This is a genomic window from Nitratireductor lacus (assembly GCF_056431025.1).
On record NZ_JBWKMB010000031.1, the window covers coordinates 15,879 to 39,959 of the forward strand.

The window sequence follows — 24,081 nt, forward strand, 5'->3', positions numbered from 1 at the left end:
TAATCGACCCCGACGCGGGGACCGTTGGTCGTGCCCCGTCAGAAAACGGGGCCGAGATGACTGCCACACATCACAAACCGGAAGCGATGGCACGAGGCGCGCGCATGCTGCGCACCGCGCTCGGCCCATCTATCGGCCAGCTTCTCGAAGACCCGGGTGTCATCGAGGTGATGCTGAACCCGGACGGCCGCATCTGGGTGGACCGGTTGTCGGAAGGTCTGGCCGACACGGGCGAGCTGATGTCACCCGCCGATGGCGAACGCATCGTGCGGCTGGTCGCGCACCATGTCGGCGCGGAGGTGCATACCCGTAGCCCGCGCGTTTCGGCCGAACTTCCCGAAACTGGCGAGCGGTTCGAAGGGCTTTTGCCGCCAGTTGTAGCCGCACCCACCTTCGCCATCCGCAAACCCGCCGTCGCGGTGTTCACACTCGACGATTACGTCGCCGCCGGCATCATGACCCGCTTTCAGGCTGAAGTGCTCCGCCTGAACGTTGCGACACGCGCCAACATCCTCGTGGCGGGCGGCACCAGCACCGGCAAGACCACGCTCACCAATGCGCTGCTCGCCGAGGTGTCGAAGGGCGCTGATCGCGTCATCATCATCGAAGACACCCGTGAGCTGCAATGCGCTGCGCCGAACCTTGTCGCCATGCGCACCAAGGATGGCGTCGCAACCTTATCGGATCTCGTCCGCTCTTCTCTGCGCCTGCGCCCCGACCGAATTCCCATCGGCGAGGTGCGCGGCTCCGAAGCCCTCGACCTGCTCAAAGCATGGGGAACCGGCCACCCCGGTGGCATCGGCACGATCCATGCCGGTTCTGGCATCGGCGCACTGCGCCGCCTTGAACAGCTCATCCAGGAAGCCGTCGTCACGGTCCCGCGCGCGCTAATCGCCGAGACTATTGATCTCGTGGCCGTCCTGTCCGGTCGTGGCTCCGCGCGCCTGCTGGATGAACTTGCCCGCGTCGAAGGGCTTGGGCCGGACGGTGACTACCGCATCACCTCCGCAACCGACTCAAAGGGAGACCCTTCATGATCCGCAGCGCCCTGCGCATCCGTCGTCACATCTCGACGGCTGCCACCATTGCCTATGTCAGTCTCTTTCTCGCACCCGCCGCCCGCGCCTCCGGCTCGTCGATGCCGTGGGAAGCGCCGCTGCAATCGATCCTGGAATCCATCGAGGGGCCGGTCGCCAAGATCATCGCCGTGATCATCATCATCGTTACCGGCCTGACGCTGGCGTTCGGCGACACCGGCGGCGGTTTTCGGCGACTGATCCAGATCGTGTTCGGCTTGTCGATCGCCTTTGCGGCATCCAGCTTCTTCCTGTCGTTCTTCTCCTTCGGCGGCGGGGCGCTCGTCTGATGGCGGAGGGTCTCGAACAGATCGACGCGGTGCCGGGATTTTCCATTCCGGTCCATCGCGCGCTGACTGAGCACATTCTGCTCGGCGGCGCCCCGCGAAGCATCGCCATCATGAACGGCACGCTTGCCGGAGCTCTGGGCCTCGGACTGCGCCTCTGGCTGGTCGGCCTCGGTATCTGGGCAATCGGCCACTTCCTAGCGGTCTGGGCGGCGAAGCGCGATCCGCTCTTCGTGGAGGTCGGTCGCCGGCACCTGCGCATCCCCGACCATCTGTCGGTGTGAGGGTGTGGCCATGATGAACCTTGCCGAGTATCGCCGCGCCGCATCCCGTCTCGCCGACTATCTGCCCTGGGCTGCGCTGCTCGATCAGGGCGTCGTGCTCAACAAGGACGGCTCGTTTCAGAGGACGGCGAAGTTTCGCGGCCCCGATCTGGATTCCGCCGTTGCGGCCGAACTGGTCGCGGTCGCCGGCCGCATCAACAATGCCTTCCGCCGTCTCGGATCAGGCTGGAGCATCTTTGTCGAGGCACAGCGCAGCGAGGCGGCGACCTATCCTGACAGCAGTTTTCCCGATGCCGCATCGGCGCTGATCGATGCCGAGCGCAAGGCGCAGTTCGAAGAAGAAGGCAGCCATTTCGAGTCTCGCTACTATCTCACTTTCCTCTGGTTGCCGCCTGCCGAAGACGCGGCCCGCGCGGAAACCTGGCTCTACGAAGGGCGTGAGCAATCCGGGGTCGATCCATGGGAACTCCTGCGCGGCTTCATCGACCGCACCGACCGCGTGCTGGCGCTGCTCGACGGCTTCATGCCGGAATGCCGCTGGCTCGATGATACCGAGACGCTGACCTACCTGCATTCGACGATTTCCACGAACCAGCAGCACGTGCGCGTGCCCGAAGTGCCGATGCATCTCGACGCGCTGCTGGCCGACCAGCCATTGACCGGCGGGCTGGAGCCGCGCCTTGGCGACGCGCATCTGCGCGTGCTGACCATCGTGGGATTCCCGACCGCGACGACGCCGGGCCTGCTCGACGAGATGAACCGGCTGCCGTTCCCCTACAGGTGGAGCACGCGCGCGATCCTGCTCGACAAGACCGATGCGACCCGGCTGCTGACCCGCATCCGCCGCCAGTGGTTCGCCAAGCGCAAGTCCATCGCAGCGATCCTGAAAGAGGTGATGACGAACGAGCAATCCGCGCTCGTTGACACCGACGCCGCCAACAAGGCGGCGGACGCCGACATGGCGTTGCAGGAACTCGGCGCGGACGTTGCCGGCATGGCCTATGTCACTGCCACCGTCACGGTCTGGGATGCCGACCCGCGCATAGCCGACGAGAAGCTGCGCCTGGTCGAAAAGATCGTTCAGGGCCGTGACTTCACCGCCATGGCCGAGACCATCAACTCGGTTGACGCATGGCTCGGCAGCCTGCCCGGACACGCCTACGCCAATGTCCGCCAGCCGCCCATCAGCACATTGAATCTCGCCCACATGATCCCGCTTTCAGCGGTGTGGGCGGGGCCGGAACGGGACGAGCATTTCGGCGACGCTCCGCTACTTTATGCCAGGACCGAAGGCTCCACCCCGTTCCGGTTTTCCCTCCATGTCGGCGATGTCGGTCACACCCTCGTCGTTGGTCCGACCGGCGCGGGCAAGTCCGTGCTGCTCGCCGCGATGGCGCTCCAGTTCCGCCGCTATTCGGGATCACAGGTTTTCGCCTTCGACTTCGGCGGCAGCATCCGCGCCGCCGCGCTCGCCATGGGCGGCGACTGGCACGACCTCGGCGGTGGGTTGACGGAAGGGGTAGATAGCGCCGTTTCGCTCCAGCCGCTCGCCCGTATCCACGATACCTACGAGCGCGCCTGGGCCGCCGACTGGATCGTTGCGATCCTCACGCGCGAGGGCGCCGTGATCACGCCCGAGGTCAAGGAGCATCTCTGGACGGCGCTGACCTCGCTCGCCTCCGCGCCGGTCGAAGAGCGCACGATCACCGGCCTTGCGGTGCTGTTGCAATCCAACGACCTCAAGCAAGCCCTTCGGCCATACTGCGTCGGTGGGGCCTACGGCCGGCTGCTCGACGCCGAGACCGAACATCTCGGCTCGGCCGACGTGCAGGCGTTCGAGATCGAGGGGCTGGTCGGCACGGGCGCCGCGCCCGCAGTGCTGGCGTATCTGTTCCACCGCATCGGCGACCGACTCGACGGACGGCCCACGCTGCTCATCATCGACGAGGGCTGGCTTGCACTGGACGATGAAGGCTTTGCCAGTCAGCTCCGCGAGTGGCTGAAGACGCTCAGGAAAAAGAATGCCTCTGTCATCTTCGCCACGCAGAGCCTCAGCGACATCGACAACTCCGAGATTGCGCCCGCCATCATAGAAAGCTGCCCGACGCGGTTGCTGCTGCCGAACGAGCGGGCCATCGAGCCGCAGATCACCGCGATCTATCGCCGCTTCGGCCTCAATGACCGCCAGATCGAAATTCTCGCGCGGGCGGTGCCCAAGCGGGACTATTATTGCCAATCACGGCGCGGCAATCGGCTGTTCGAACTGGGCCTCAGCGAAGTCGGCCTCGCGCTCTGCGCCGCATCCTCCAAATCCGACCAGACCGAAATCGCGCGCATCCATGCCGAGCAGGGAAGCGACAGCTTTCTCGCCGCCTGGCTGCGCCATCGCGGCGTCGAATGGGCGGCCGGGCTGATTCCCGACCTGACCAATCTCGCGCCGGACGGGCCGGTAGAGAAGCACACATCGCCTCCCGCCGCGCCGACAGAGCCCGAACCGGACGACTCCATTCCGGCCGAAACGGAACCCGCCCCCACCCTAAACGAAGAGGATATCCTTCCATGACCCGAACGCGTGTTTTCCGTTTCGCCAGCGCCTCGGCACTCGCGGTGGCCCTTGCCGCACCGGTCGCACTGTCTCCCATACTGGCGAGCCCGGCCCATGCGCTCTTTGGTCTCGGCCGCATCGTCTACGACCCGACCAATCATGCCGAGAACCTCCTGACGGCGGCGCGCACCCTGGAGCAGATCAACAACCAGATCCAGCAGCTTCAGAATGAGGCGCAGATGCTCATCAACCAGGCCCGCAACCTCGCGAGCCTGCCGCATTCCTCGCTCCAACAACTCCAGCAGAATGTGCAGCGCACCCAGCAATTGCTCGGAGAGGCGCAGAACATCGCTTTCGATGTGCAGGAGATCGACCGTATGTTCCAGCAGGACTACGCCAATCTCGATCTTTCGGCGACCGACACGCAATTGATTGCCGATGCCCGTTCGCGCTGGGAAAACACCGTGGGCGGCCTTCAGGACGCGATGCGCGTCCAGGCCGGTGTCGTCGGTAATATCGATACCAACCGCGCCGAGATGTCGGAGCTTGTCGGTCAGAGTCAGGGCGCGACCGGCGCGTTGCAGGCGATGCAGGCCGGCAATCAGTTGCTCGCACTGCAATCGCAGCAGCTTTCCGATCTGATCGCTGTGATGTCCGCCAATGGCAGATCAGAGGCACTGATCGAGGCTGAGCGCGCCACGGCCGCCGAGCAGGGGCGCATCCAGCGCGAGCGCTTCCTGACGCCGGGCAGCGGCTACCAGCCCGGTAACGCGCAGATGTTCAACAACGGCAACTGACGGGACGAGAGGGCATTCCATGGACGGCAAGATGCTGGCCCGGCTCGGGACGATCGTATTCGTCGCCATCGCGATCACTACCACGGTGATCGAGATGACCCGGAAGGAGGAACCGGTGCCGGCCAGGACGGCACCGACACTTCAGCCTGCAGCCGATCCTCTCCGCGAAAGCCTGCTCCGGTGCCAGCAGATGGGGGAGGCAGCCGTGAGCAATCGCGACTGCCTCACTATCTGGGCCGAATCCCGCGACCGCTTCCTCGGCCGAACCCCAGTGTCCGCCACGCCACACGCCAGCGAAGGATGGTGAGCACATGGAGGGCACAGGCGTCATCGACGATTTTCTCGGGGTCTTCACAAGCTATATCGACTCCGGCTTTGGCCTGCTCGGCGGTGAGGTGGCGTTCATCGCCACCACACTTATCGTCATTGACGTGACACTGGCGGCCCTCTTCTGGAGTTGGGGCGCCGACGACGACATCATGGCGCGGCTGGTCAAGAAAACCCTGTTCGTTGGCGTCTTCGCTTATCTGATTTCCAACTGGAACAATCTCGCCCGCATCGTCTTCGAGAGTTTCGCCGGCCTCGGCCTGCAAGCCTCGGGCACCGGCTTTTCCACCGCCGATCTGATGCGCCCCGGCCGCGTGGCACAGACCGGCCTCGATGCCGGACGGCCGCTTCTCGATTCCATCTCCGACCTAATGGGTTATTGGGCCTTCTTCGAGAACTTCATCCAGATCGCCTGCCTGCTCTTCGCCTGGGCGCTGGTCATCTTCGCCTTCTTCATCCTCGCCATCCAACTCTTCGTCACGCTGATCGAGTTCAAGCTCACGACGCTGGCTGGCTTCGTCCTCATTCCGTTCGGCCTGTTCGGCAAGACTGCCTTCATAGCTGAGCGCGTGCTTGGCAATGTGGTGTCCTCCGGGATCAAGGTGCTGGTGCTCGCCGTCATCATCGGCATCGGCTCGACGCTGTTTGGCCAGTTCACCGCAGGCTTTGGCGGCGCGACCCCGACCATCGACGACGCCATGGCCATCGTGCTGGCGGCTCTGTCGCTGCTCGGCCTCGGCATTTTCGGCCCTGGCATCGCGTCCGGCCTCGTCTCCGGCGGTCCTCAACTCGGCGCGGGCTCAGCCGTGGGCACGGGGCTCACCGCCGGCGGCATGGTGCTTGCCGGAGGTGCCGCAGCAGGCGGTGCGACTATGCTTGGCGCAAAGGGCGGCGCGGCTGCCCTGTCTGGTGGGGCGGCGGCCGTTCGTGGAGGCGCCGCCGCTGCCGGGGCCGCGAGTGCTGCCTACAGCGTCGGCGCACTCGGCCAGACCGGGACAGCCGGTGTCGCATCCGGCATGGGGGGCGTTGCCCGCGCCGCAGGTTCGGCAGCCGTCTCACCGCTCAAGCGAGGCACTTCGCGCGCCTCCGAAACCGTCAAGTCCAGCTTTGCCACGGGCGCACGCGCGGGTTTCAGGGCGACAGGCGGCAAGTCTTCCATGGGAACAGTTGGCGATCGGGACGGAGCGCCAGCAGCAGCCCCAACGTCTCGCGCGGGCAGTCCTCCGGCCTGGGCACAGCGTATGCAGCGTTCTCAGGCGCTCAATCACGGCACGACCATGGCCGCCCACGCGGTGCGCTCCGGCGATAGCCATGGCTCCGGCTCTTCCGTCAATCTTTCCGAAAGTGACCGCTCATGAGCATCTTCAAGCGACCATCGACCCATTACGGTAAATCGCCGGAACCCGAGACGCCCTATCAGAAAGCCGCGCAGGTCTGGGACGAGCGCATCGGCTCGGTCCGCGTGCAGGCGAGGAACTGGCGCTATATGGCCTTTGGCAGCCTGATCCTCTCGGCAGGCTTGGCCGCTGCCCTTGTCTGGCAATCGGCGCGCGGGACCATCGTGCCCTGGGTTGTGCAGGTGGACAATCTCGGTCAGGCGCAGGCTGTCGCGCCTGCGAATGCTAACTATCGGCCCACCGATCCGCAGATCGCCTTCCATCTCGGCCACTTCATCGAACAGGTGAGAAGCATTCCAGCCGACGCCATCATTGTCAGGCAGAACTGGCTTCGGGCCTACGAGTTCACCACGGATCGCGGTGCGGCCGCCTTGAACGACTACGCACGCAGCAACGATCCCTTCACCCGTGTCGGACAGGAGCAGGTATCCATTGAAGTTTCCTCGGTGATCCGGGCCTCACCCGACAGCTTCCGTGTCGCCTGGACGGAGCGGCACTATGAGAACGGCCAGCTTTCCACGACCGAGCGATGGACCGCGATCCTGACCATCGTGATCCAGACGCCGCGTACCGCCGAGCGCCTGCGCGCCAATCCCCTCGGCATCTATGTCAACGCGATCTCCTGGTCGAGGGAGATGGGCCAATGACCTGCCCGTTCTTTCGCAAACCCGCCTTGGCAGTTTTGCTGTTTTCCGCGACCGCGCTGGCCGGCTGCGCCACCAATCACACGCCGCAGTTCAGCTACGATGCCGAGGTGCCGCCGATTCCCGAAGTGCAGACCTCAAGCGGCCGCGAGCGGCCACGTCCGCTGCATACGCCGCCAGCCTGGACAGTTGCGCATGGCGGGCAGATCGCCAGCACGCCGACGGGCCGTGTTGAGAACGCCAATACCGCAGCCCGCGTCGAGCCCCGGCGCGAGGGCTATTACAATTCAATTCAGATTTATCCCTGGAGCGAAGGTGCACTCTATCAGGTCTATGCCGCACCGGGTCAGATCACCAACATTGCCCTCGAACCCGGCGAGAGCCTGACCGGGGCGGGACCTGTTGCGGCGGGGGATACGGCCCGCTGGATTATCGGCGACACCGAGAGCGGCTCGGGCGCGAACCGCCGTGTTCATATCCTCGTCAAGCCGACCCGGCCGGATATCTCGACCAATCTCGTCGTCACCACCGACCGGCGCACCTACATGATCGAACTGCGTGCCCGCGAGGAACCTTACATGCCCGCTGTCGCCTGGGCCTATCCGCCGCCACCTGCAACGCAGCGCAGCATGCCGGCGACACCGAACATTCCCGGACCTGCCGCCCGCAACCACCGCTACGGATTGCAGGTGCAAGGGAACAGCCCGCCCTGGCGGCCCACTTCCGTCTTCGACGACGGTCGCCGCGTCTATGTCGTCTTCCCGGTCGGGATCGTGCAGGGGGAGATGCCTCCGCTCTTCGTGCTCGGGTCCGATGGTGAACTACGGATCGTCAACAGCCGCGTCCACCGGAACATCCTGATCGTGGATCGCCTGTTCGGTACAGCCGAGCTGCGCCTCGGTAGCGGCGAGCGTCAGCAGGTCGTCAGGATTGTCCGCATCGAAGAGCGACAGGCCGCAGCCCCTGCGCAAAGCGGCAAAGGAGGATCGTCATGAGTGTGACCGACACCGCAGCTCCGATGCGGCTGCGCGCGGAACCGCCGCGCGTCACGCGCCTGTCCCGCAAGGTTCTGGCAGGCGTCGGTGCAGTGGCCCTTCTCGGCATCGGCGGGGCCTTGATCTACGCTCTACAGTCGCCGGGCAGAGGTGGAAACGGTGAAGAACTCTATTCCACCGAAAACCGGTCCACGGCGGACGGGCTCACCGGTCTGCCGTCAGACTATACCGGGCCGGTTCTCGGCTCGGCGCTGCCGGGCGATCTCGGTCGTCCGATCCTCGACGCGCAGGATCGGGGACAGCCCGTTTCGCCTCCTGCCATCACGACACCTGCCGTCGATCCGGAGGAAGAGCGGCGGCGCGCCGAAGAAGAAGCCGCACGGCTCAGCAACGTGTTCTTTCAATCCGCACCGCGCGCCGGAGCCGCACCCGACACGACCATGCCCGGTCTTGCCGGGCTCGACTCTGGAGGGCAGCCCGAGGCGCAGGACCGGCATGCGGCGTTCCTCAACGGGCCAGTGGACCGGCAGACCATCGCGGCGGATCGCCTTACGCGGCCGGCATCGCCCTATATTCTTCAGGCGGGTTCCGTGATCCCGGCGGCGCTCATCACCGGCATCCGCTCCGATCTGCCCGGCCTGATCACTGCGCAGGTGACGGAGAACGTCTATGATAGCCCGACCGGCAGCCTGCTCCTGATCCCGCAGGGCACGCGCATCATTGGCCAATACGATGACGGCGTGACATTTGGTCAGCGCCGTGTGCTGCTGGTCTGGAATCGGCTTATCCTGCCGGGTGGCCGTTCCATCGTCCTCGAGCGCCTGCCGGGCGCGGACGCCAGCGGCTATGCCGGTCTTAAGGATGGCGTCAATTATCACTGGTGGGATCTGATGAAGGCCGCCGGTTTGTCCACACTGCTTGCGGTCGGAACCGAACTCGCTACCGATGACGAGGACCGGCTGATTCGCGCCCTCCGCGACGGGACGCAGGACACAATCAACGAGGCCGGCCAACAGATCGTCCAGCGCCAATTGCAGGTCGCGCCCACGCTGACCATCCGGCCCGGCTTCCCGGTCAGGATCATCGTCACGCGCGATTTGGTATTCGAGCCCGCAGGAGGTTGACCATGGTAAAGCTGAAACTCGGGCCGTTGCCCGACGACAAGCCCGTGAAGGTCACGGTGGAGCTGCCAGCTCCGCTCCACCGCGATCTTGTCGCCTACAGTGAAGTTCTGGCCCGCGAGACTGGGCAGCCCGTCACCGATCCGGTGAAGCTGATCGTGCCGATGCTGGAACGCTTCATCGCCACCGATCGCGGGTTTGCCAAGGCGCGGAGAGCCGCGAGCTAGCTGGGTTCAGAAATTCCCAGGTATCGAAGTCGTCGATCGGGCAACTCCTGAACGTCTTCCTGTTCGATTTGTCTCCTTCGATCTCCGGGAGCGGCTGATTCCCTGACGATGCAGACAGCGAAGCATTGAAGATCGTGACAGGTCCGGGTTCGTCGGCTGAAGCGCGTAGAGGCGATCATCGAACGGCAGCAACGGTGCTTGCGGGAGGCAACGACGATCGCCTCCTCCTCGGGTGAGAGCACTGTCGAATGCGGGGCATTCGGTCCCCTTGGAGGGTTGGCCACTGAGGTTCGCTTCTTCCGTTTGGCGGCTGCCGTCCGATTGATCCCATAGCGATTCGACAGTGCTCTCAGGCCCTCTTCACTATTGTATATTGTTCGACGGATTGCCTCTGTCGTCGTGGCACTCCCATCCAGAATCTATCCCATAGCGCTTCCTCCCATCTTGGAGAAAACACTGCGCCATCAATGGTCGGAACAGAATATCTGACCCTCGAATCACAGCCGCCGAATGGGGCCTAACATCAACACAGTCACCACGCCGAGTAACGCGAACCCGAGTTGGAAGGTCCCTTGGGCGTCACGCAGCGCCCCTATGACGAGAGGTGCGACACCGGCACAGGCGTATCCAATGAGAAAAGCCATCCCGCTGAGTTGGCTGGCGTGGTCGGGGTCGCGGCTCTCGGATGCGGGAAGGCTCAACGCCAAGGGAAACAATCCGCCATGGCCGACGCCGATCAGGATCAACCACGCCCATGTTCCGGTATCTGGAAAAAACGCGAATCCGAAGAACCCAATGGCCACCATTAGTGCCGTGATCATGAGGCCGGTGCGACGTTGATGGCGGCTGTTGCCGAGCAGGGCAGGAACGCCGAGCATAGCCACTACCTGGATGATGAGCATTGCGGTTAGCAACATGCCGGCACGTGTGGCGCTGAGTCCCGCGTCGTTTTGCAGCAAAGGGGCTATCCATGCCAATTCGCAATAGTACAAAGCCGAATTGCCAGCCGAGATAGCCGTGATGTTCCACGCGGCGGCGGAGCGCCAAGGTAGCCCACGCGTCACCGGGCCGCCCGGACCGTCCCTATGAGCCAAGTTTAGCGGCCGAGACGAGCCAACCCAGAGTACGATCCCAACCCCTGCCAGGACGGCCCAGGATGCAAGCGCGAGCGGCCACGATTTGAGCCAATCGGACAGGGGCACGCTCGCTCCCGCCGCTACGACAGCACCCAGACCCAAGCCTGCGGTGTAGATTCCGGTAACCAAGGTGGCGCGGTTTGCAAAACGGGTTTTGATCACGGCAGGCAGTAGGGTCTGCGCAATGCCGATGCCTGCGCCGACCACAGCGATGCTGATCGTCTGCAACCATGTGATTTGGCCACCCGCGCGGGCGAGGGAACCAATCCCGATCATCACGAGTCCCAGCAGCACACTGGCGTGCAGATTTAGTCGACGCGCCACTGAGGCGGCTACCGGTGCGAATAGTGCCATAGCCACGACCGGGATGCTCGTGAGCAACGCCGCACCAGTTGCCGAGAGCCCCAAGTCGGAGCGAATCATCTCGATCAGCGGCGAGACTGCGGCAATCGCTGGCCGCAGATTCAATGCCACTACGAACAGGGCCACCAATGCCAGCCCTGTAGCGGCGCGTTCGGAGGGCGACGAGGTGCCTACGTCGCGCTCGTTCGTGTCAGTCAATCCAGTCATAAATTCCACCCATATTTTGAACTCGGATATTTTATGTCCGCATTGGTTTTAACTCGGATGTGACGTGTCCGCAATGATGTTATATGGAGTTGTATGAAGCATGAGATGGTCGGGAGACGTGGACATGAGATTGTCGCAGGGAGTGGAGTGGGCATTGCATTGCTGTGTTTCGTTGACCCAAGCCGCTGAACCGGTACCGGCGGCGCGGCTGGCCGAACTACACGGTGTGCCTACGGCCTACCTAGCCAAGCAGCTACAGGCACTCTCGCGTGCTGGCGTAATCCACTCCATCCCCGGTCAGATGGGTGGTTACGTCCTCACGCAACCCCCAAGCGCCATCACTGCGCTGCAGATAGTGGTCGCAATCGAGGGCGACGTGCCGGTGTTCCAATGCACTGAGATTCGCCAGAACGGGCCACTCGGCGTGGACCCGGCCAAGTGCTCCAAACGCTGCGCGATCGCTCGCGCGATGGCTACCGCCGAGCATGCTTGGCGGGAAGCGCTCGCCGAAATCTCGATCGCGGATCTAGTCGCCGGTATTGACGCCGACAGCTCCAATACAGCTATCGACGGTCTGCGCCGATGGCTGGCGACGGGCTAAAGCCCCGGTGGAACGTACTCAGAAAGCGTGGATCAACAGTCGGTTTCGGCCAGCGCTGTGCATGGGGTGAACACGGCTGCCGGATGTAAAAGCCTTGGCCTGGGCGTTAAAGCCGCACGACAAAATGATGTCCGGCATTGTTCCCGACAGACGCAGCACACCGTAGTTAAAAATGGGAGCCACGCCAGCTTCAGCAGGTTCATCACGACGAAGTTGGCCGGTTCCGGGCCTCACTGGTATCCGGGCGCCGCGCGACAATGCCATCCAGTCCGTAGGCGTCATTGCTTTGCCCGAACTAACCTTCAATGGATATACGGACGCTGGAGTCGACACGGCGTTGGGCGTCTGTGGCTTTCTGCTCATCCTGTGTACGCTTGGGGGCCGACCTGCGGTTTTCCGGCAACTACGATGCCGTCGGTCAGCACTTTGGCCGGGTATTGCCAATTGTGGCGCCGCACGATCAACTAATTCACCTGCGTCGTTAATGCGTTCCAGTGCAGCGTATTGACATAGGCGCTGCCGCTCGCCAGAAGCGAGGGACATATTTCTGGTCGCTTCACCTCACAATCAGAGGGCAAAGTGTCCGCAATCAGGTGTTCGAGGCACTCTCCTAGCGCCCTTAGAAAATAGGCGCGAGGTGTTTAGCTCAGCCGACTGTGCCCCCCATGAAGGCGGCGGCGATATTGGCGCGCAACCATTGGTTTGCTGCATCGTTGTTGTAGCGTTCGTGCCAGTGCTGCTTGAGCTGGTATTCGCCTAGGTCCATCGGCGGCTCGAATGAAGCGAGGGTTCCCATAGGTCTGAAGTAATCTGCGATGGCCGAGGGGACCACGGCGATCAGGTTGGTCTCTTCCAAAATTGGCGGCACACTTAGGAAGTGGGACACGGTCAGCTGGACATTCCGATGGAGATTGTGTGCCTTGAGGATGCTGTCCAGCAACTCCTGACTTCGGCTCGGCAAATTGACTGCGACGTGGCGCGCGTCAAGGAACGCGTCGAGCGACATTCTCTGTGGGGTGAGAAGCGGATGGTCCTTACGGGCGAAACCCACGAAGCGGTGGTCGAAGAGGCTTTGGACGAAGAACCCCGGTTTTTCGAGATCGGGAAAGTAACCGAGCGCGAGATCGGCGGTGCCCGACAACAGCGCTTCGTCCAGATCCCGCGTGGCAAGGTTAACCGAAAGCACAGAGCATTTCGGTGCCAAGCTGAGGATGCGGGCGGAAATTCGGGGCAGGAACACCATTTCGCCGACATCTGACAACGCGATGCGAAAGGTCCGTGCCTCGGTTGCCGGCTCGAAGCTTTGACGCTGCATGACGGTCGTATCGACCAGAACATGGATATGGCGCGCGGCAGCCACGATGTCTTCGCCGCGCGGGGTCGGGATCATGCCCTGTGATGTTCGGACAAACACATCATCACCAACCGCCTGCCGCAGTCGACGAAGAGCAAGGCTCACGGCGGGTTGGCTGATCTGCAGCTCCAGAGCCGCCCCGGACACCGAGGCGGTGGTGCCTATCGCATGTGCCACCCGCAAGAGATTCAAATCGAAGTAGTCAGCCATGTGGGACCGTATTTCCGGTTTCGACGCTATGCGTCACGTGCATAAGTCTTGTTTATATTGTCTATAAAGTCCATTGCATTGATAAATAATATTCCTCGGTACAATTTTCGGACCAAACAGCACAACGCACCATGCCCTGAGCCTAAGCGCAGCGCATGCTGGAGGAGAAAGAGTTTGCCAAGTCCGAGGTTTCCCATCGATGGGATCGTTTACTCGTCGCAAGTTCAGGCGCGCCAGTGTCTTGAAACCGGCGTGTGGAGTGATGTGACGATCCCCGCGCAGCTGGAACGCTGCGTGGCCGAAGATCCAGGAGGGGTTGCTTTCGTTTGTGAAGAGCGGACTTGGACCTTCGCACAGGTTCACACCGCCGCGCTCCAGGTGGCCACGAACCTTGTACAGGCGGGACTGCGACCGGGGGACCGGGCACTGTTTCAGATGGGCACGTTGGTCGAAACCCAGATCGCGGTTTTGGGCTGCATGAGGATTGGGATCCTACCGGTCTGCACCATCCCACAGTATAGACGGCTTGAAATCGGCGCCATTGCTGAAATCACCAAGCCCAAGGCCTATTTCGTGCAGGGGGATTTCACCAAGAGCATGGACCTTGCCGCCTTTGCGCGCAGCATGTGCGATGAATATGATATCGGTACCCTTGTCACGCTCAGGGATCACAACGGCGTCGGCGATCTGCGGATTGAAGACCTGATAGATGCGGGCAGTGACGCATTGGATCTGTCGGCCTATGCACCGACGCCCAGCGACGTCGCAGTCCTGCAACTTTCCGGTGGCTCGACTGGGTTGCCGAAGATCATCCCGCGGTTTCATGGGGAATACCTCGCCCACACGCGCGCCTGGCTCGACCGTTACGATACCACGAAAGCCGACACGCGCATCTGGGCACTGCCGCTTTTGCATAACGCGGGCATGATGTTTGCTCTGCTCGGCACGCTGATCTATGGAAACAAGACGGTGCTCATGCCGCAGTGGACGGTGGATGCCTTCTTTGATCAGATCGAGCGGCATCGGGTCGGCATCGCTTTTACCATCGGGCCCCATGCTCCAATCATCGCGGCCTATGACGGGATCTCGGATCACGATCTTTCGTCGCTCAGGTGCTTTCTGACACTTATCGGGGCCGAGGGGATCGAGGCGGTGACCGGTGTGACCGCAATCAACATGTTCGGGATCACCGAGGGGCTGGTGCTGACCGGGACGCCCCACGATCCCCCTGCAGTGCGCCATGGAACCATTGGGCGGTTGTGCAGTGAGGCCGACGAAGTACGGCTTCTCGCCGTAGAAACCGAGGACGAAGTCGCCCTGGGCACCACCGGTGAACTTTGCTTTCGTGGACCATCAAGTTTGCCGGGATATTTCGCGGCGCCGGATATCAACGCACGCAGCTTCACCAGCGACGGATTCTTCCGGACTGGTGATCTGGTTATGTCGCGGATCATCGACGGTGCTCTCACCTACAGCTTCGAGGGCCGGGTGAAGGACAACATCAATCGGGGGGGCGAGAAATTCGGAACCGAGGAGGTCGAGCGGCTGCTTTGCGAACACCCTGCAATTTCGGATGCCAAGGTCGTCGCCATGCCCGACCCGGTATACGGCGAGAAGGCTTGTGCGTTCCTGATCCTGAACGCTGGTCAAACGCTTCCCGATCTTGGTGATCTAGCCATCTTTTTGACCGACCGCGGGTTGGCCAAATTCAAGGTGCCGGAGCGTCTCGAAATCAGGAAGCACTTCCCAACTACCCGCGTCGGCAAGCTCGACCGTGCTGCATTACGTCAGGACATCGCGAGTAAGTTGTCCGTCGAACAAATGCAGGTGACCTCATGATGGATCATGCAAAGATTGTCTCGCGCCGAACCAAGAACCTTGAGCGCGCGCTTGCGCCGAAAAGCATTGCAGTCGTGGGGGCGACCAATTCACTCGAAAAAGCAGGCTCCCAGGCCATGTTGGCCCTTGGAAGTTTCCCGGGTGTGGTGTTTCCGATCAATCCGAACGCTGACGAAGTCCTGGGGCGGAAATGTTACGCCGCGCTTGCCGATCTGCCGCACTCGCCTGATCTCGTCATCCTAGCGGTGCCGAGTCGGCTTGCCCTCGCGGTTGCAGAGGATGCGGCGCGGGCAGGGGCCGGGGGGTTGTTGGTGATCGCCGGCGGTTTTGCGGAGACCGGAGAAGACGGTTGCAGGTTGCAGGAGGCGCTCCTACGGACCTGTCGCGACGCGGATATGCGGCTTTTAGGTCCAAACACCTCGGGTTTCCTGAACCCAGCGCGTGGGTGCATCGCCTCCTTCGCTCCGGGGCTCGATCAGATCGCAGCAGGACCGGTTGGCGTGGTCGCCCAATCTGGCGGTGTCAATTTGACTATCGCGCTCTTGTTGCACGGTCTGAGCTTGGGAGTATCTCACGCAGTCGGACTAGGCAATGCCGCCGATGTCAGTACGGTTGACCTGATCGAATTCTTGGCTGACGACCCTGCCACCAAATCCATCGCGCTCCATCTCGAAGGCGTGACTGAGGGCCGCGTCCTCTTTGAGACAATCGCCCGCGCCACCGAGAAGAAGCCCGTGGTGGTGTTTCCGGTCGGGCAAGAAGATGTTGGCGAGTTCGCCCTCTCCCACACCGGCAAAATGATGGGTGCCCATTCGACCACTGTCGCGGCGATGCGGCAGGCCGGTGCGGTAGTCGTCGATGGGACCGAAGCGTTGGCCCAGGCTGCTGCGGTGCTTGCGCATCGTCGCCTGCCTCCGCTGCACAGGCCCGGGATCGCAGTCATCACCGGGCAGGCTGGTCCGGGCCTGGTCATTGCCGACAAGCTCAAGGTGGCGGGTGTCAACACGCCCACGCTCGCCCCCGATACGGTGGGGGCGATCAAGAAGCTACTGCCGCCACTGACCTATCTTGCGAACCCTGTGGACACGGGAAGACCAGACGAGAGCTTTGGCCAGGTCGTGGAAACCACCCTGGCAGACGCAGCCATCGACGCGGCCCTGATTTTTGCACTCGACGAACCATCCGCGCTCGACGCCAAGGCAGTATTGGGCGGTGTAGCCGGCCGAGTGGGGATCCCGATTATTTTCGCAGGCCTCGGCACGCGCGACACGAACGGGGACCGCTCTGAGCTTGCCAAGCAAGGAATATTTTGCGCCGGGTCACCCGATGCACTTGCGGCCTGCGCCGTCGCCTTGGTGCGCGACGCCGAGGGGCAACACCGCCGGAAAATTGCCACGAGCGCGAACCCAAATCCGAATAGAGCCAAGTCGATGGTGTCTCTAGGTCAAACGCCGGATGAAGCGCAGGCGAAAGACTTGATCGAAGCCTATGGTCTGGCGGCCCCCGCACGGAGGGTCTGCGACAGCCACATCGAGGCACATGCGGCCTTGGACGCGCTTGGTGCACCGGTCGTGGTAAAGGTGCTCGACGCTGAGATCCCGCACAAATCTGATGCCGGCGGCGTTCACTTAGAGATCGACAGCCCCGAACGGCTCGATGCCGCTCTGGTCGCGATCGATGCCATTCCAGGTGCAGCGAGTGGGCGGCGCTACCTCGTCGAAGCGATGTGTCCTTTCGAAACCGAGCTTCTGATCGGCGCGATGCAAGATCCTTCGTGGGGCGTCTGCCTGACCGTTGGTGTGGGGGGCGTGTTGACCGAACTCGTTGGCGATAGGGCGACCTGTATCGCCCCCGTCGGTCGAGAGGCGCTACGCGAACTGGTGATGTCGCTGAAAGGTGCTCCGCTCTTGACCGGCTTTCGTGGGCGCGCGCCGGGACATGTGGATGGCGTGCTCGATGCGTTGATCGCTGTTCAGGAGATCATGGCAGATCACCCGGACATTGCGGAAGTCGAAATCAATCCGCTGGCGGTTCGATCGGACACAGTGACGGTGCTTGATGCGCTGATCATCCGTCAAACGTCGGCGAAACTGCATGAGGAGGGATAGATGACCACGCAGACCAAGTCGAAATCCGAGCTTGAGGACTACTATGCCTCGCTCTCTCCGCTCAATCTTGCGCCCCTTTGGGTACGGCTCAAGGGGTTGGTGCCTTCCGAACCGAAGCCCAAGGCGGTTCCAACCTGCTGGCAATGGCAGGCCGCGCGCGAGGCCCTGTTGGCGGCGGGTCCGCTGATCTCGGCGCAAGAGGCCGAGCGCCGAGTGTTGGTGTTGGAAAACCCCGGCCTCGAGGGGCAGTCGCGCATCACAGACACGCTCTATGCGGGGCTTCAACTGATCCTGCCTGGCGAATTGGCGCCCGCGCATCGGCATACACAATCCGCGCTGCGTTTCTGCCTTGAAGGCGAGGGCGGTATCACGTCTGTGGATGGTGAACGTACCGCCATGCACCGTGGCGACTTCGTCATCACCCCTTTCTGGACGTGGCACGACCACAAACATGAAGGCGATGCGCCGGTGATCTGGCTGGACGGTTTGGACGTGCCGTTGATCTCCGCGCTTGGCGCAGGGTTTCGCGAAGAACACATGGACGGGGAACAGGAAATTACCCGGCCCGAAGGCGACGCGTTGGCACGCTACGGCAATGGGCTGCTTCCTTTAGATCATGGGGCAATGCATACTTCTCCCGTCTTCAGCTATCCCTATGAACGTACGCGCGAGTCGTTGGATCGTATGTTGCGCGCCGGGCCGGTGGACCCGCATCACGGCATCGCGCTGCGCTATGTGAATCCCACGAATGGCGATTGGGCGATTCCGACTATCGGGGCGACAATGCGGCTGTTCCCCAAGGGGTACGAAACTCGCCCCTATCGCGCAACCAACGGCGAGGTGGTCGTGGCGCTGGAGGGGAACCTTGAGATCGCGGTCAACGATAGTGACTTTGTTCGCCTGTCGCACAACGACGTGTTTTCGATCCCCGGCTGGTCGACGGTCCGTTACCGTGCACCGGAAGGGGATGCCGTCGCATTCACGTTCTCGGATCGTCCGGTTCATGAAAAGCTCGGTCTGTTTCGCGAAGTGAAGGAATAGCCCAAAGATGAAAGTCTGTACGTTCAACGATGGTCGTGTGGGGGCGATTAGCCCGGACGAGAAAACCGTAGTCGACATCACTGATTTGGTGTTCCCCGATGGGCCAACGCTGCCTTGGCCCTACCCTATGGGCGACCCCGTCATCTCACGGCTCGAGGCGATTCGCGACGACGTGATCGCATTCACCGAATGTTGGGACGGCGCTCCAGTGTCGTCGGTCAAGCTAGGTCCCAGCGTTGCCACACCGGGCAAGATCATCGGTGCGCCCATCAACTACCAGATGCACATCGAAGAGGCGAACGCGGATAAAGAAATCAGCCACGACAAGATCTATACGCGGCTTGACGATTTCGGTCTGTTCCTTAAGGCCAACAGCTCACTGGCCGGGCCGTCGCGGCCCATTGACATTGGCTTCACCGACCGTCGTGTCGACCATGAGATCGAGCTCTGCATCGTCATCGGGCGCGAGGGGCGCATGATCCCCCGCAACCGGACGATGGAGCACATCGCGGGCTATACCATCGGCCTCGACATGACTGTGCGGGGAAAAGAGTTTCCCGACTTCCGAAAATCGCCCGACGGATTCGCTGTGCTTGGTCCTTGGCTTGTAACCAAGGATGAGATCGCCGACCCGGATGCGCTCGATTTTGAACTCATCGTCAACGGCGAAAGCCGGCAGAGGGCCAACACGCGGGACCTGATCTTCGATGTCGCCGGGCTGATCGAATACGCGTCGCATATGTACAGCCTGTCACCCGGCGACGTGATCATGACTGGTACACCCGCTGGCGTCGCCCCGGTCAAGTCCGGCGACCGGTTAGAGGCTTGGATGGAGGGATTGGGCACTCTTATTGCAACGGTCGGCTGAGCGTCGCACCGATCCAAGGCGGACTACCACCGCACTATGCTCAGAAAGGGAGGTAGAACAATGAAACGACTTGCGCGTGCGGCTTTGGGAGGACTTGGCCTGGCCTTCAGCGTTACCACTCCGGCAATCGCCGCAGATTTCACGTTGAAGGTCTCATCTCCGGCACCGTTAACGGAAATCGACCCGTTTTCAGCCTGGATGAAGGCCTTCGAGGCGGGTGTCGAGGAGGCCTCGGACGGACACATCGACGTCGAGTTATACCCGTCCAGCCAGCTCGGCCCCATCCCGTCTGCGGTCGAGGGTGTTGCAATGGGCACCATTGAAATGACGACGCCGATAATCGGGTTCTTGAACGCAGTCGACCCACGATTTCAGGTCTTCGACGCCAACGGGCTGTTCGATGACGAGCATCATGCGCTGCGAACGATGAACGATCCGCGCGTCAGGAGCCTCATGGCCGAGCTTGGGGCCAACGCGAACGTCGAACCACTTATAATCCTGACCAGCGGGCAGATCGCCGTCGTCACCCGTGAGCCGATAGATACAGTGGCGGACCTGAGCGGCAAGAAGATCCGTACGGGCGGCGCAACCGATCTGATCAATCAACCGATGCAGGCAGTCGGCATTTCACCGGTTTCGGTTCCCCTGGGCGACGTGCTTCCCGGTATTCAGACGGGGGTTTTGGACGGGGCGGCGACCAACCTGCCTGTCATCGTCGGCTTCAAATTCGCCGATGTCGCCAAACACGCAACTTATTTGCCGAGAAACTTTCTGATGGTCGGCGGCATCATCAGCAAGGATTTTCTCGCCCGGATAGGGCCGGAGTTGGAGGCCGTGGTGCGTGAACAGGCAATCGCGGCGATCGATGCCTATACCGCCAAACTCGACAGCGGCCCTGCCGCACTGGAAGCGGGCTACGAGGCGCAGGGTGGAATAATGACGATCATGGATGACGCTGAACGCGAAACTTTCCTCAACCTTGTGGTTCCTGCGGTAGAGGTCGTTGTTGCCCGGGATCCGCAGCTCAAGGCCGACTACGAGCTTCTCAAGCAAGCGGCCGATGACGCGCGCTGACGCATGGGGCCGGCGGGTTCGACCGGATCTGCCGCCCTGCTTCTTTCTCCAACGGAACACCCTAACATGACCAGAACTTTCGATAATTTGTTGGGCGCCTTGCGCGGGCTTCTGGGCCTTGGGCTGATCGCCGCCGTGTTGCTTGGCGTAGGCAACGTGATAGCCCGTTACGTCTTCGACGCTGCGCTCCTGTGGGCCGATGAAGCGGCTGTGTTCTTCATGGTCGTGATGACCTATCTCGGGACGCTGGTCTGTATATGGCAGCGGGCGGAGCTCAGAATGTCCATCATCGTCGACATGCTGCCGAAGGCCTGGGCTGGTCCGATGGTTCTGGTGCAGAATCTGTGCCTTGCCGGGCTTCTGGGGTGGGTGGCTGTCCTATCCTACGGCTATGTCGCGCGGCTCCTCAGTTTCGGAATGACCAGTGATTCCTTAGGTCTTCCGATGTGGACCTTGCACAGCGCCGTGACAGTCAGTTTCGTGCTTGGCTCCGCGATCTATTTGCTACGCGGGCTAGGCGGGGTTGGACGACTTCGCGGGATACGGGACTTCGTCAATGACGTGACCGGCCAACGGATATGACTTGGATTCTCGGTTTCCTTCCCGCCCTGCTTCTGATCGGGGGTTTCCCGGTATTCGCCGTGCTCTTATGTTCGGCCGTCTTTGCGCTGGCCTTTACCATGAACATGCCGATGTCCGCGGTTCAGCAGAATCTGTTCGGGTCGGTCAGTTCCACGGGACTGCTTGCCATTCCCTATTTCATCTTTGCAGGGGAATTGATGAGCCGGGGTTCGGTGTCGTTGCGGCTCGTCGACTTTGTGCGCGCCTTCGTAGGACGGATGCCCGGAGCACTTGGCGTTACGACGGTGGGCACCGCGACGGTTTTCGGTGCGATCTCAGGGTCAAGCGCGGCGGCGGTCGCCTCAGTGGGGCGTATCCTGCACCCGGAGATGACGAAAGAGGGCTATGCGCCCTGCATGTCGGCCGGACTGATTACTTCGGTTGGCGCGATCGGAATCGTGATACCCCCGTCCATCCCGATGATCGTCTACGGCGCGGCCTCTGAAACCTCTATCCCGCGCCTCTATGCCGCTGGTATCTTACCGGGATTAATCCTCGCCGCAATTTTGAGCGTTTATATCGTCGCCCGGTCGCACACCGCGCGCGGTCCGAGCCGCGAACCCGCGATCAAACCCGCTCATTTCTGGCGAACGATGCGGCGGGCTCTCTGGGCGCTGGGAATGGTGTTTATCATTCTCGGTGGCATCTACGGGGGCGTCTTCTCACCCACCGAAGCGGCGGCGGTCGCCTGTGTCTACGCCATGGGAGTCACCCTCTTCGTGTTCCGCGAACTGGGTCCGCGCGACATACTCGACGCTGCGGCGAGAACCGTGATTTTCTCGGCTCAGATCCTTGTCATCGTCGCGGCGGCCGGGCTCTTTTCCTGGATCCTCGCGGTGAACCAGATCCCGCAAAACATGGTTGCCTGGGTCACGGGCATGGATATCTCAGCGTGGCAATTCTTGATTGCCGTCAATATCCTGCTCTTGCTGTTGGGCTGCGTGATGGATCCGATCTCGGCCATTCTACTCCTGTCCCCACTCCTAGTACCGGTGGTGGACGCACTAGAGATCGACCGGGTACACTTCGGGATCGTGGTGACGCTCAACCTTGCGATTGGAATGTTCTCGCCACCCTTCGGCATCAACATTTTCGTTGCCCAATCGACGCTTAAGGTTCCGGTGGGCGAAATCTATCGCGGCGTTCTACCGTTCTTCTTGCTTTTTTCGACGGTGCTCATGGTTGTCACCTTCGTGCCCGCCTTATCGCTTTTCAGCGCGGATCTGTTCCTGAAATCCAATTAAGCCACGCCCTCGCAATAACCTCAAGCTTCTGGAGGTAGCCCATGTCTTATCTTTCGAAAGTTGCAATTCTCGGTGGCGGACCTGCGGGATTGTATACGGCCATTCTTCTGCGTCGTCTTATTCCGGGTGTTGACATCCAAGTCTACGAACAGAACCCCAAGGGCGCGACCTTTGGCTTCGGCGTTGTGTTCTCAGACCAGGCGCTTGCCTTTCTGAAGGCGGACGATACGGAGACCCACGACCTTGTGGTGCCGCACATGGAGCGTTGGCAGAACATGACCTTGAACCTTCCAGGAGGCAATGTCGTACTGGACGGGGTCGGGTTCACCGCGATCGGGCGCCTCACGCTGATCGAAATTCTAAGGAGCAGAGCAGAAGCCCTTGGCATCCGCATCGATTTCGACACGCGGATCGAGGATCTCGAAGACCTGGACGCGGACCTTGTCGTCGGTGCGGACGGCCTGAACTCGCTCGTGCGCAACTCGCTAGAAGAGGCGTTCACACCCTCTGTCGAATATTTCGGCAACCACTTTGCATGGTTCGGAGCTGAAAGGCCTTTCAACACATTGACGCAAAGCTTCGTGCAGACACCAAACGGTGCTGTGAATGCGCATCATTACCGCTACAACCCGACACGCAGCACATTTCTCGTGGAATGTAATGACGCGGTGTTCCGCCGTTACGGTTTCGCCGAGATGGACGAGTTGGAAAGCGCAACCTTGTGTCAGGAGATCTTTGCGGACGTGCTGGAGGGCGCGAAGCTTATCACAAACAAATCCAACTGGCGCCGGTTTCCCAAGCTCTGGTGCGACCGATGGACCTCGGGCCGTTACGTCCTCGTCGGCGATGCGGCGCACACCGCCCACTTTTCGATCGGGTCAGGGACGCGGCTTGCGATGGAGGATGCGATTGCACTGACCCGCGCGATTGCGACCCACGACAGCCGCGACGAGGCATTCGCCGCCTATCAGGACGAACGCGCGCCCATTGCGCGCAAAATATTCGACGCAGCGAACGCTTCGGCTCTGTGGTACGAGGATTACGCGGACAAGATAGAATTGCCGCCCTTAGACTTCGCCTTCGAGTATATAAATCGTTCCGGGCGAATGGACGCTGAACGGCTCCGCCAAACTGCCCCTGAATTCATGCGAGAGTATGAGGCGGCCCACGTCTGAGCGATCGTTTGGCTTGCGAGACATGACGGCGGTGCGACGCGCCTCGGCTTGCTCGACATGTATGATGCCGCTTGCCATATGGTCGTCGAGCGTGAACACCGCGACGGCGGCTTTCGGATGGCAAGGGTCGGCGCGGCGAACATGGGGGCATTCCTTCGGAGCGCTCGCCTGTCTCCGGCAATTCGGCGGAGACGGGCGGTACGGTAGAATGTACTTCGGCACCGACATGATGGACGACGAGCCGAATGATCCGTTCGCCATCGGATGCCGCCGCCGTCTCTCCCGTATCGGCCAACCAGGCGATCCAGAGCCGACAGTCCAGATTGAGCATCACCTCGATGACGGCGGGGTCTTCAACGTAGCTTGCAATGGATGGTTTCAAACCTTCGTCTTCAGGCGAATTTGCTTCAGCATGGTTGTGCGGCGCATCAAGGGGCGATCTTAGAGCTGGCTCCGCAAAATCGGACAGTGGTGTAAGTGGATTTTCTGCCTGACGGCAGCGAGGATTGTCGCTGCGAATCAGGAGTTGATATGACGAAG

22 protein-coding genes and 2 pseudogenes are annotated in these 24,081 nt (G+C 61.8%); 20 read left to right on the forward strand and 4 right to left on the reverse strand.

Annotated features, from left to right (window positions below):
• Positions 1-56 precede the first annotated feature (56 nt).
• The 11 genes from trbB to AC07E3_RS19865 are packed head-to-tail and all read left to right on the forward strand — an operon-like array spanning position 57 to position 9,700.
• The gene (trbB, locus tag AC07E3_RS19815) at positions 57-1,037 is read left to right on the forward strand and encodes a P-type conjugative transfer ATPase TrbB (protein WP_478364307.1); all 981 of its coding nucleotides are present in this window, start codon (positions 57-59) and stop codon (positions 1,035-1,037) included.
• A complete protein-coding gene (locus AC07E3_RS19820; RefSeq protein ID WP_478364309.1) occupies positions 1,034-1,366 on the forward strand; it encodes a TrbC/VirB2 family type IV secretion system protein in 333 nt (110 codons plus the stop codon). The genes trbB and AC07E3_RS19820 overlap by 4 nt, the downstream gene beginning before the upstream one ends.
• Positions 1,366-1,647 (forward strand): VirB3 family type IV secretion system protein, encoded by a 282-nt coding sequence (locus AC07E3_RS19825; RefSeq protein WP_478364311.1) that lies wholly within the window; start codon positions 1,366-1,368, stop codon positions 1,645-1,647. Before AC07E3_RS19820 ends, AC07E3_RS19825 begins: the two co-directional genes overlap by 1 nt.
• A 10-nt stretch (positions 1,648-1,657) precedes the next feature.
• Positions 1,658-4,210: a conjugal transfer protein TrbE gene (gene trbE / locus AC07E3_RS19830; RefSeq protein WP_478364313.1), complete on the forward strand. Its 2,553-nt coding sequence runs from the start codon at positions 1,658-1,660 to the stop codon at positions 4,208-4,210.
• Positions 4,207-4,989: a P-type conjugative transfer protein TrbJ gene (trbJ, locus tag AC07E3_RS19835; protein ID WP_478364315.1), complete on the forward strand. Its 783-nt coding sequence runs from the start codon at positions 4,207-4,209 to the stop codon at positions 4,987-4,989. Before trbE ends, trbJ begins: the two co-directional genes overlap by 4 nt.
• Positions 4,990-5,008: 19 nt before the next feature.
• Complete coding sequence (gene trbK-alt, locus AC07E3_RS19840) at positions 5,009-5,296, forward strand: putative entry exclusion protein TrbK-alt (protein ID WP_478364317.1); 288 nt, start codon at positions 5,009-5,011, stop codon at positions 5,294-5,296.
• A 4-nt stretch (positions 5,297-5,300) separates the two neighbouring features.
• The gene (trbL, locus tag AC07E3_RS19845; RefSeq protein WP_478364319.1) at positions 5,301-6,674 is read left to right on the forward strand and encodes a P-type conjugative transfer protein TrbL; all 1,374 of its coding nucleotides are present in this window, start codon (positions 5,301-5,303) and stop codon (positions 6,672-6,674) included.
• A complete protein-coding gene (trbF, locus tag AC07E3_RS19850; RefSeq protein ID WP_478364321.1) occupies positions 6,671-7,360 on the forward strand; it encodes a conjugal transfer protein TrbF in 690 nt (229 codons plus the stop codon). The genes trbL and trbF overlap by 4 nt, the downstream gene beginning before the upstream one ends.
• Complete coding sequence (gene trbG / locus AC07E3_RS19855; protein WP_478364323.1) at positions 7,357-8,352, forward strand: P-type conjugative transfer protein TrbG; 996 nt, start codon at positions 7,357-7,359, stop codon at positions 8,350-8,352. Before trbF ends, trbG begins: the two co-directional genes overlap by 4 nt.
• Positions 8,349-9,476: a TraB/TrbI/VirB10 family type IV secretion system protein gene (locus AC07E3_RS19860; protein WP_478364325.1), complete on the forward strand. Its 1,128-nt coding sequence runs from the start codon at positions 8,349-8,351 to the stop codon at positions 9,474-9,476. Before trbG ends, AC07E3_RS19860 begins: the two co-directional genes overlap by 4 nt.
• Before the next feature lie 2 nt (positions 9,477-9,478).
• Entirely contained in the window at positions 9,479-9,700 is a 222-nt protein-coding gene (locus AC07E3_RS19865; RefSeq protein ID WP_478364327.1) for a DUF2274 domain-containing protein, read from the forward strand.
• A 25-nt stretch (positions 9,701-9,725) separates the two neighbouring features.
• On the opposite strand, the pseudogene AC07E3_RS19870 reads toward AC07E3_RS19865, so the two are convergent.
• Together AC07E3_RS19870 and AC07E3_RS19875 are read right to left on the reverse strand one after the other, a co-directional pair.
• Positions 9,726-10,119, reverse strand: a pseudogene (locus tag AC07E3_RS19870) (IS481 family transposase); the annotation flags it as partial.
• A 78-nt stretch (positions 10,120-10,197) separates the two neighbouring features.
• On the reverse strand, positions 10,198-11,406 hold the full coding sequence (locus tag AC07E3_RS19875) for an MFS transporter (protein WP_478364329.1): 1,209 nt from the start codon (positions 11,404-11,406) through the stop codon (positions 10,198-10,200).
• Positions 11,407-11,530: 124 nt separating this feature from the next.
• Here AC07E3_RS19875 and AC07E3_RS19880 point away from each other — a divergent pair, with 124 nt between their 5' ends.
• Complete coding sequence (locus AC07E3_RS19880) at positions 11,531-12,007, forward strand: RrF2 family transcriptional regulator (RefSeq protein WP_295810988.1); 477 nt, start codon at positions 11,531-11,533, stop codon at positions 12,005-12,007.
• A 646-nt stretch (positions 12,008-12,653) separates the two neighbouring features.
• Here the strand turns inward: AC07E3_RS19880 and AC07E3_RS19885 are convergent.
• A complete protein-coding gene (locus AC07E3_RS19885; protein WP_478364331.1) occupies positions 12,654-13,571 on the reverse strand; it encodes a LysR family transcriptional regulator in 918 nt (305 codons plus the stop codon).
• 174 nt (positions 13,572-13,745) lie between these two features.
• On the opposite strand from AC07E3_RS19885, the gene AC07E3_RS19890 reads away from it, so the two are divergent.
• The 8 genes from AC07E3_RS19890 (at position 13,746) to AC07E3_RS19925 (ending at position 23,541) form a co-directional block, all read left to right on the forward strand.
• Positions 13,746-15,410 carry an AMP-binding protein gene (locus AC07E3_RS19890; RefSeq protein ID WP_478364333.1) on the forward strand — a complete coding sequence of 555 codons (1,665 nt, stop codon included), beginning with the start codon at positions 13,746-13,748 and terminating at the stop codon, positions 15,408-15,410.
• On the forward strand, positions 15,407-17,518 hold the full coding sequence (locus tag AC07E3_RS19895) for an acetate--CoA ligase family protein (protein ID WP_478364335.1): 2,112 nt from the start codon (positions 15,407-15,409) through the stop codon (positions 17,516-17,518). Before AC07E3_RS19890 ends, AC07E3_RS19895 begins: the two co-directional genes overlap by 4 nt.
• Entirely contained in the window at positions 17,519-18,559 is a 1,041-nt protein-coding gene (gene gtdA / locus AC07E3_RS19900) for a gentisate 1,2-dioxygenase (protein WP_478364337.1), read from the forward strand.
• A 7-nt stretch (positions 18,560-18,566) separates the two neighbouring features.
• Positions 18,567-19,427, forward strand: coding sequence for a fumarylacetoacetate hydrolase family protein (locus AC07E3_RS19905; RefSeq protein WP_478364339.1), 861 nt, complete (start codon positions 18,567-18,569; stop codon positions 19,425-19,427).
• Positions 19,428-19,487: 60 nt separating this feature from the next.
• The gene (locus tag AC07E3_RS19910) at positions 19,488-20,501 is read left to right on the forward strand and encodes a TRAP transporter substrate-binding protein (protein ID WP_478364341.1); all 1,014 of its coding nucleotides are present in this window, start codon (positions 19,488-19,490) and stop codon (positions 20,499-20,501) included.
• A 66-nt stretch (positions 20,502-20,567) separates the two neighbouring features.
• Entirely contained in the window at positions 20,568-21,083 is a 516-nt protein-coding gene (locus AC07E3_RS19915) for a TRAP transporter small permease (protein ID WP_478364343.1), read from the forward strand.
• Entirely contained in the window at positions 21,080-22,366 is a 1,287-nt protein-coding gene (locus AC07E3_RS19920) for a TRAP transporter large permease (protein ID WP_478364345.1), read from the forward strand. Before AC07E3_RS19915 ends, AC07E3_RS19920 begins: the two co-directional genes overlap by 4 nt.
• Before the next feature lie 41 nt (positions 22,367-22,407).
• Positions 22,408-23,541, forward strand: a complete 1,134-nt coding sequence (locus tag AC07E3_RS19925) for an FAD-dependent monooxygenase (protein ID WP_478364347.1) — start codon at positions 22,408-22,410, stop codon at positions 23,539-23,541.
• A gap of 15 nt (positions 23,542-23,556) precedes the next feature.
• Here AC07E3_RS19925 and AC07E3_RS19930 read toward each other — a convergent pair.
• Positions 23,557-23,923: pseudogene (locus AC07E3_RS19930) on the reverse strand (P-loop NTPase family protein); the annotation flags it as partial.
• Between the last annotated feature and the right edge of the window lie 158 nt (positions 23,924-24,081).

What these genes read in the sequence shown, in the direction of transcription:
- trbB (WP_478364307.1), top strand. Translation starts at nt 57, where the DNA reads ATGACTGCCACACATCACAAACCGGAAGCGATGGCACGAGGCGCGCGC.
- AC07E3_RS19820 (WP_478364309.1), top strand. Translation starts at nt 1,034, where the DNA reads ATGATCCGCAGCGCCCTGCGCATCCGTCGTCACATCTCGACGGCTGCC.
- AC07E3_RS19825 (WP_478364311.1), top strand. Translation starts at nt 1,366, where the DNA reads ATGGCGGAGGGTCTCGAACAGATCGACGCGGTGCCGGGATTTTCCATT.
- trbE (WP_478364313.1), top strand. Translation starts at nt 1,658, where the DNA reads ATGATGAACCTTGCCGAGTATCGCCGCGCCGCATCCCGTCTCGCCGAC.
- trbJ (WP_478364315.1), top strand. Translation starts at nt 4,207, where the DNA reads ATGACCCGAACGCGTGTTTTCCGTTTCGCCAGCGCCTCGGCACTCGCG.
- trbK-alt (WP_478364317.1), top strand. Translation starts at nt 5,009, where the DNA reads ATGGACGGCAAGATGCTGGCCCGGCTCGGGACGATCGTATTCGTCGCC.
- trbL (WP_478364319.1), top strand. Translation starts at nt 5,301, where the DNA reads ATGGAGGGCACAGGCGTCATCGACGATTTTCTCGGGGTCTTCACAAGC.
- trbF (WP_478364321.1), top strand. Translation starts at nt 6,671, where the DNA reads ATGAGCATCTTCAAGCGACCATCGACCCATTACGGTAAATCGCCGGAA.
- trbG (WP_478364323.1), top strand. Translation starts at nt 7,357, where the DNA reads ATGACCTGCCCGTTCTTTCGCAAACCCGCCTTGGCAGTTTTGCTGTTT.
- AC07E3_RS19860 (WP_478364325.1), top strand. Translation starts at nt 8,349, where the DNA reads ATGAGTGTGACCGACACCGCAGCTCCGATGCGGCTGCGCGCGGAACCG.
- AC07E3_RS19865 (WP_478364327.1), top strand. Translation starts at nt 9,479, where the DNA reads ATGGTAAAGCTGAAACTCGGGCCGTTGCCCGACGACAAGCCCGTGAAG.
- AC07E3_RS19875 (WP_478364329.1), bottom strand. Translation starts at nt 11,406, where the DNA reads ATGACTGGATTGACTGACACGAACGAGCGCGACGTAGGCACCTCGTCG.
- AC07E3_RS19880 (WP_295810988.1), top strand. Translation starts at nt 11,531, where the DNA reads ATGAGATTGTCGCAGGGAGTGGAGTGGGCATTGCATTGCTGTGTTTCG.
- AC07E3_RS19885 (WP_478364331.1), bottom strand. Translation starts at nt 13,571, where the DNA reads ATGGCTGACTACTTCGATTTGAATCTCTTGCGGGTGGCACATGCGATA.
- AC07E3_RS19895 (WP_478364335.1), top strand. Translation starts at nt 15,407, where the DNA reads ATGATGGATCATGCAAAGATTGTCTCGCGCCGAACCAAGAACCTTGAG.
- gtdA (WP_478364337.1), top strand. Translation starts at nt 17,519, where the DNA reads ATGACCACGCAGACCAAGTCGAAATCCGAGCTTGAGGACTACTATGCC.
- AC07E3_RS19905 (WP_478364339.1), top strand. Translation starts at nt 18,567, where the DNA reads ATGAAAGTCTGTACGTTCAACGATGGTCGTGTGGGGGCGATTAGCCCG.
- AC07E3_RS19910 (WP_478364341.1), top strand. Translation starts at nt 19,488, where the DNA reads ATGAAACGACTTGCGCGTGCGGCTTTGGGAGGACTTGGCCTGGCCTTC.
- AC07E3_RS19915 (WP_478364343.1), top strand. Translation starts at nt 20,568, where the DNA reads ATGACCAGAACTTTCGATAATTTGTTGGGCGCCTTGCGCGGGCTTCTG.
- AC07E3_RS19920 (WP_478364345.1), top strand. Translation starts at nt 21,080, where the DNA reads ATGACTTGGATTCTCGGTTTCCTTCCCGCCCTGCTTCTGATCGGGGGT.
- AC07E3_RS19925 (WP_478364347.1), top strand. Translation starts at nt 22,408, where the DNA reads ATGTCTTATCTTTCGAAAGTTGCAATTCTCGGTGGCGGACCTGCGGGA.